6 protein-coding genes and 1 riboswitch are annotated in these 6,778 nt (G+C 69.3%); of the genes, 3 read left to right on the top strand and 3 right to left on the bottom strand.

The features are described 5' to 3' along the window. Positions 1–176 precede the first annotated feature (176 nt). Complete coding sequence (locus ACGFI6_RS13440) at positions 177–1,097, top strand: hypothetical protein (protein ID WP_393118064.1); 921 nt, start codon at positions 177–179, stop codon at positions 1,095–1,097. A gap of 95 nt (positions 1,098–1,192) precedes the next feature. On the opposite strand, the gene ACGFI6_RS13435 is transcribed toward ACGFI6_RS13440, so the two are convergent. Both ACGFI6_RS13435 and ACGFI6_RS13430 read right to left on the bottom strand, forming a co-directional pair. Further along, positions 1,193–1,867, bottom strand: a complete 675-nt coding sequence (locus ACGFI6_RS13435) for a hypothetical protein (RefSeq protein WP_393118062.1) — start codon at positions 1,865–1,867, stop codon at positions 1,193–1,195. Between the two features lie 140 nt (positions 1,868–2,007). Further along, positions 2,008–2,835, bottom strand: a complete 828-nt coding sequence (locus ACGFI6_RS13430; protein ID WP_393118061.1) for a helix-turn-helix transcriptional regulator — start codon at positions 2,833–2,835, stop codon at positions 2,008–2,010. A gap of 102 nt (positions 2,836–2,937) precedes the next feature. Between ACGFI6_RS13430 and ACGFI6_RS13425 the strand changes: the two genes are divergently transcribed. After that, positions 2,938–3,630, top strand: coding sequence for an SDR family NAD(P)-dependent oxidoreductase (locus tag ACGFI6_RS13425; protein ID WP_393118060.1), 693 nt, complete (start codon positions 2,938–2,940; stop codon positions 3,628–3,630). A 3-nt stretch (positions 3,631–3,633) separates the two neighbouring features. Here ACGFI6_RS13425 and ACGFI6_RS13420 read toward each other — a convergent pair whose 3' ends face one another. Continuing rightward, positions 3,634–5,007 (bottom strand): L-serine ammonia-lyase, encoded by a 1,374-nt coding sequence (locus ACGFI6_RS13420; protein ID WP_393118059.1) that lies wholly within the window; start codon positions 5,005–5,007, stop codon positions 3,634–3,636. Between the two features lie 79 nt (positions 5,008–5,086). Beyond that, positions 5,087–5,194, bottom strand: a riboswitch (glycine riboswitch). A gap of 164 nt (positions 5,195–5,358) precedes the next feature. Between ACGFI6_RS13420 and ACGFI6_RS13415 the strand changes: the two genes are divergently transcribed. Continuing rightward, on the top strand, positions 5,359–6,777 hold the full coding sequence (locus ACGFI6_RS13415) for an alpha/beta fold hydrolase (RefSeq protein ID WP_393118058.1): 1,419 nt from the start codon (positions 5,359–5,361) through the stop codon (positions 6,775–6,777). The last annotated feature ends 1 nt before the right edge of the window (position 6,778 follow it).

Below are 6,778 nucleotides of genomic sequence, written 5' to 3'. Positions count from 1 at the left end.
CGCCCCCCTCCCCACAGGCGCGCGCCGCCCCCCGCCCGCACCCCCCCGGGGCGCCGCGCGCGCGCCCCCCACCCCCCCCCACGCGGCGGGGGGCGCGGCGGCCCCCCCCCCCCCCCCCCCCCACGCCCAAATGCTTTACCCTTGGGTAGCACATGGGTGGGGACCTGGGGGTGGGGATGAGGCGCTGGCTTGCGCTCTGTGTCGGGGTGGGTCTGGTCGCGGCGGGCTGCGGAGGGAAACCGGAGCATCCGCCGAGCCCGGTCGCGTCCACGTCCGGAAGTGCCGTTCCGGCGCCGGCGTCGTCGGTCCCGACGTCCGCACCGCTGAACGTCGCGGCGTACCAGGCCGAGCTGACCCGGATCGATCAGGTGCTGGCCGGCCCCGCGCGGACGCTGACCCGGGTGCGTACGGCGGAGGGCCTGGGCGAGGGGATGCGTACGCTGGCACGGTCGCTGAACACGGTCGCGGTCCGGTTGGCTGCGCTGACCGTGACGCCGCAGTTGACCGGCGTACACACACTGTTGCAGGAGCGGATCGGGGTCGCGGCGAGCCGGTTGACGAGTACGGCGGACGCCACCGAGGACGATGCGCGGTGCGGCGGGGCGGCGTACACCTCGCAGAAGGTGCAGCGGCAGTTGCGCGCCGACCTGGGTACTGCGTTCGACCAGCTGGAGCGGTTGAAGCTGAAGTTCGGCGCCACGTTGCCCGACCCCGGGCCGGCCCCCAAGAGCGAGCGGCCGCCGAGCGGCGAGGTCCTGATCCGGCGCGGTCCGGAAGGCACCGGCCGACTGAGGATCACCAACGGCACCGCGGCGGACGTCGCGATCTCACTCGTCGGCGACGGCAGCCCGCCCGGCAGCCCCCAGGTGATGCTCTACCTCCAGGCGACCAAGACCACAACCGTGAACCGCATCGGCGGCGCCTACCGCCTGTACTTCAAAAGCGGCGCCGACTGGGATCCCAAGCGCCACCAGTTCCGCTCCACCTGCACGTTCAAGAAGTTCGACCAGACCTTCACCCGCAACCAGGGCTGGCAGATCAACCTTCAACCCCGCCCCAACGGCAACGCCCCCACCACCGAAGTGGAGGCGTACTAGAGGTCGTCGGGGAAGAGCCGGAACGCGTGATGCGGGGTCGGGATACACGTTGACGCGCTTCACCGACATAAGCCGACCCTGGTACACGTGTGTCACTAGAGGCCGAGGGTTCCCAGGAGGGCTCCTAGGAGGGCTCCTAGGCCGGTGGGCTGGTTGGGGTTGTCCGGGGGGTCAGGGTTGGTCGGGGTGGTCGGGGGTGGGGTGGAGGTGGGGGGCTTTGTGGGTTTGGTTGTGGGCTGGGTTGTCGGGTCCTGGGTGGTGGGATCCTGGGTGGTCGGCGGCGCGGGCGGACGGGTTGTCTGCGGCGGCGGCGCGGTCGGTGGGCGGCGGGTGACCGGTGCGGTCGTGCGGCCGGTGGTTGTCTCGGCAAGCTCCGGCGTCGGCAGTCCCGGGGGTTGCGTCGTGGGACACGGCGTGGTCGTGGTGCCGGACGGGAGCTGCACCTCACCGGGATTCGTTGCGGTCGGCAACGACGTCGGTACGGAGGTGGGCGGCGGCACCACCGGGGTCGCGGCCGGGGTCGAGGTGGTCTCGTGCGGGACCACGATCTCCTGGTTCGGCTGACCGGGCTGCGGCGCGGCGACCGGGCTGGCCGGCTCCGGGCCGCCGCCGGGGAGCGGCAGGAAGGACGCGCCGATCCGCGGACCGCCGAGCAGGGCGATCAGCACGAGCAGCAGGTATCCGAGCAGCACGATGCCCACGCCGGCGGCAACCTGACGGCGACGCCGCGGGTTCTGCCAGGGCGAGCGACGGGAAGCCGAAGCGGGCATGGCATTCACAAGGCCCGCAGAGTATCGGCTGACCAGGCGTTTCAAACAGTCCTTGGAAGAAAATCCACCCAAAAGTGAAACCAATGGCAAATTCAATGCCACCTACGCGACGGTAGGAATGCGATGCGTTAGCTGACGCTTCAGATCAGGGCCTGTAAACCGATCACCGACAGCAGGCGGAGCTTCTCGGCGGCCTCGGTGCCCGGGGCCGCCGTGTAGACGACGATCCGCAGATCGCTGCCCGGTACGGCGAGCACGTCGCAGTCGATGTCGAACGTGCCGACCTCGGGATGCCGGATCGTCTTGCGTTCCGACTGGTGGAATCCGACGACCGGGTCGTCCCAGAGCCGTGCGAACTCCTCGACCGTACGGAGCTCGTCGATCAAGGCCCGCAACTCCGGGTCGTGTGGATACCGGGCCAGCGACGCCCGCAGATCGGTCACCATCGCGATCCGGAAGCTTTCCTGCTGCTCCGGGGTCTGCACGACCCGATCCCCAGGCTCGAGGAAATTCCGGTAGATGATGTTGCGGTGCCGCCCCTGCCATTGCGACGGGTCACCGATCAGTGCTGCGAACAACGGGTTCCAGCTGATCATCGTCCAGGCCGCGTCGCACACCGACAGCGGTGCGCCGTCCAACTGATCGACGATCCGCTGCACCCCAGGCGGGATGTACGTCGACATGCGGCCCGGCGTCGGCTGCACCGCTCCGGCCAGTACGAACAGATGGTTGCGCTCGGCATCGGACAGCCGGAGCGCCCGGGCCAGCGCGGTCAGCACCTGCGCGGACGGCGAATCCGACCGGCCTTGCTCCAGCCGTACGACGTAGTCCACGGACAGACCGGCGAGCAGCGCCAGCTCCTCGCGCCGCAGCCCCGGCGCGCGCCGGCTCCCGCCGCTGGGCAGACCGACCTCGGCAGGAGTCACCCGGTCGCGCCAGGCGCGCAGCGTCCTCCCGAGTTCACCCATGGAACCAGTATTCCGCGCGCCGGGCCTTTCAGCCTGGTACTGCCATTCCCTAGGACGATGTGGGTACTACCTCGACGACACCCGCGGCGGGAAGGTGAAGCCATGACCACAACACTCATCACCGGGGCGAATCGGGGCCTCGGCTTCGAAACCGCCCGCCGGCTCATCGAGGCCGGACACACCGTCTACATCGGCGCCCGCGACCCGCAGCGGGGCAAGCAGGCTGCGGCCGACCTGGGCGCGCACTACCTGCCGCTGGACGTGACCAGCGACGAGTCCGTCGACGCTGCCGCCGAGCAGCTGGACACTCTCGACGTACTGATCAACAACGCCGGCATCCCCGGACCGCGCAAAGACGCCCGGGACTTCACCGCCGAGGACTTCCACCAGGTGTTCGACCTGAACGTGTACGGGCCGGTGCGGATGATCCGCCGGTTCCTGCCGCTCCTCGAGCGCAGCGCCAACCCGGTGATCGTCAACGTCTCCAGCGGTCTCGGTTCGATCGCGGCCGCCGTGAACCCCGACGCCGTCGCCACGGTGCCGGTCTGGGTGCCCACTCCGGCGTACGGTGCCTCGAAGGCAGCGCTCAACATGCTGACTGTGCAGTACGCGCGGCAGTTGCCGAACCTGCGGATCAACGTGGTCGACCCGGGCTACACCGCGACCGACTTCAACGGGCGCAGCGGCTACCAGACCATCGAGGAGGGCGCGGACATCATCGTCCGGCTCGCCACGATCGCCACGGACGGGCCGACCGCGGAGTACCTGTCGCTGCACGGCACCGTACCGTGGTGATCGTCAGCACTCGATGACGTTGACGGCGAGGCCGCCGCGGGACGTCTCCTTGTACTTGATCTTCATGTCCGCGCCGGTCTCGCGCATCGTCTTGATCACCTTGTCGAGCGTGACCACGTGTACGCCGTCGCCGTGCATCGCCATCCGGGCCGCGTTGATCGCCTTCACCGACGCCATCGCGTTCCGCTCGATGCACGGGATCTGCACCAGGCCACCGACCGGATCGCAGGTGAGGCCCAGGTTGTGCTCCATCGCGATCTCGGCAGCGTTCTCGACCTGCTGCGGCGTACCACCGAGGACCTCGCACAGCCCGGCAGCGGCCATCGAGCAGGCCGAGCCGACCTCGCCCTGGCAGCCGACCTCCGCGCCGGAGATCGACGCGTTCTCCTTGTAGAGCACGCCGATCGCACCGGCCGTGAGCAGGAACCGTACGGCGCCCGCCTCGGTCGACCCCGGCACGAACCGCCGGTAGTAATGCAGTACGGCAGGAATGATGCCGGCCGCACCGTTCGTCGGGGCGGTGACGATCCGCCCGCCGGACGCGTTCTGCTCGTTCACCGCGAGCGCGAACAGGTTCACCCAGTCCATCACCTTGAGCGGATCGACCGACCACGGGTCCTGGCTGAGCTTCTTGTGCAGCGCGTGCGCGCGGCGCGGCACCTTCAGGCCGCCGGGCAGGATGCCCTCGGTCTCGCAGCCCTCGCGGACGCAGTCCTGCATCACCTGCCAGATCCGCAGCAGGCCGTCGCGGATCTCGTCCTCGGTCCGCCAGGCCAGCTCGTTCGCGAGCATCACCTCGCTGATCGACAGCTGCGACTCGCGGCACCGGTCGAGCAGCTCCGCGCCGGTCCTGAACGGATACTTCAACGGCGTCGTGTCCGGCACGATCCGGTCGCCCGCGGCCGCGTTCTCGTCGACCACGAACCCGCCGCCGACCGAGTAGTACGTACGCTCCCGCAGCGCCGCGCCGGTCGCGTCCCGGGCGACGAAGATCATCCCGTTCGGGTGGTACGGGAGCGCCTTGCGCCGATGCATCACCAGGTCGGTGTTCTCGTCGAACGCGATCTCGTGGGTGCCGGCCAGCGCGATCTTCCCGCGTTCGCGGATCGTCTCGACGCGGGCGTCGACCGAGTGCGTGACCACGGTCTCCGGGTCGGCGCCCTCGAGACCGAGCAGCACCGCCTTGTTGCTGCCGTGCCCGTGCCCGGTCGCGCCGAGCGAGCCGAAGAGTTGCGACTGGACGGTCGTCGTCGCGGCCAGCAGGCCGTCGTCGGCGAGGCCGAGTGCGAAGGTGCGGGCGGCACGCATCGGTCCCACGGTGTGGGAGCTCGACGGGCCGATCCCGATACTGAACAGGTCGAAGACGCTGATCGCCATCGTGTGGAGGTTCCTTCCGGTCGCCGTTGACCGTTTGGTGTCCTCCCCGCTCTGTCAGACGGATGTCTTCCAGAGGTGCCTCGCCCGCGCGGTGAAGGTGCCTGAGAGATTCTTGGGGAGAGTTGCTCCTACGGCGCCCGGGTCCTGGGTGTCGCTCCCTGGCCCGGGTCTCTCCCGCACGGGTTCATGCGGCTGGTGCATAACTGACGTTGTGGACGGTACGGCGGTGGCGCGACCGCCGTCAATCCGGCCTCTCGAGTCCGACCCTAGCAAGTCCCCCAAGCCTCGACCGGGGTTGCGCGGGGCTCGTCCCTGATGCCCGCAGCAAGCGATTGCCGAAGGATCGAGGGCATGATTTTTCCCCGAAGCGTCCTCAGCGGCGCTCTGCTGCTCGGCGTCGCGGCCGCCGGGCTGACGACGCTCCCCGCAACGGCCGCGCCGCCCCGGGTGCACTGGACCGACTGCCAACCCGAGGGCGAGGACGATCCCGCCGTCGTCCGCGGCTCGCAGTGCGCGACCCTCCAACTGCCGGTCGACTGGCGGAACCCGGGCGGGCCGACGTTCGGCCTGGCGATCGCCCGCCGGACGGCCAAAGTCCCAGGCGAACGCGTCGGTACGTTGGTGTTCGGCCCGGGCGGTCCCGGCGACTCCGGGGTCGACCGGATCAAGACCGGGATGGACCGGTTCAGCGCCGACGTACAGGACCGTTTCGACGTCGTCAGCTTCGACCCGCGCGGCATCGCCCGCAGCAACCCGGTCACGTGCTCGGCCGACCTGCTGAGCAAGCAGCCGTCCCCGATCATCACCAGCGCGGCCGGTTTCCGTACGACGATCGACTACAACCGCCGGCTCGCCGCGGACTGCCGCAAGAACACCGGTCCGCTGTACGACCACATCGACACCTGGCAGACGGTGCGCGACGTCGACGCGATCCGCCGCGCGCTCGGTGAATCCACGATCTCGTTCCACGGCAGCTCGTACGGGACGCTGCTCGGGGCGCAGTACGCCGAGACGTACCCGAAGCGGGTCCGCGCGATGGTGGTGGAGAGCGTGCTCGACCACAGCTCACCGACGACGAAGTCGTTCCTCGACGTGCAGGCTGCGGCGGCGCAGGACTCGTTCGACGAGTTCGTGAAGTGGTGCGACGCGTCGACAGACTGTGCATTGCACGGGCAGGACATTCATGCGCTGTGGGCAGGCCTGCTGGCGCGGTCGAGTGATCCGTTCAAGCTGAGCTTCCAGGTGTTCAGGCTGCTCTACGACCCGGAGTGGTCCGCGCTTGCCGAGACGCTGAAGGACCTGAAAACCCCGTCGGCTGCCGCGGCGCCGACCGGGCTCGCCCAGAACCCGTTGGCGGTGTTCTGTCAGGACTGGAACCTTCCGGTCAAGGACTACCGCGAGTACGCCGCGCACCTGCAGCGGCTGGCGCGCAACAACCAGGACATGCGCTACCCGGGTCAACTGATGGCGGTGTCGATCTGTCTCGGTGCACCGAAGGCGAACAACCCGCAGCACGTGCTGGACGTCCACGGACTCAAGACGCCGGTGCTGCTCGCCAACGCGATCCACGACCCGGCTACGCCGTACCGGATGGCGCAGAGCGTGCAGCGTCAGCTCGGACGGTCCGGAGTGCTGCTCACGTACGAAGGCTGGGGACACGGCAGCTACAACAAGAGCCCCTGCATGCAGGCAGCCGTCGACGACTACCTGATCAAGAAGGTCGTGCCGAAGCGCGGCACCAGCTGTGCCGCCGTACCACCGGCAGGCTGAT

Origin of the sequence: Kribbella sp. NPDC048928 (assembly GCF_043197975.1) — a bacterium.
In the GTDB taxonomy this organism is placed as follows: Bacteria; Actinomycetota; Actinomycetes; order Propionibacteriales; family Kribbellaceae; genus Kribbella.
This window is presented reverse-complemented; position numbering and strand designations above follow the sequence as displayed.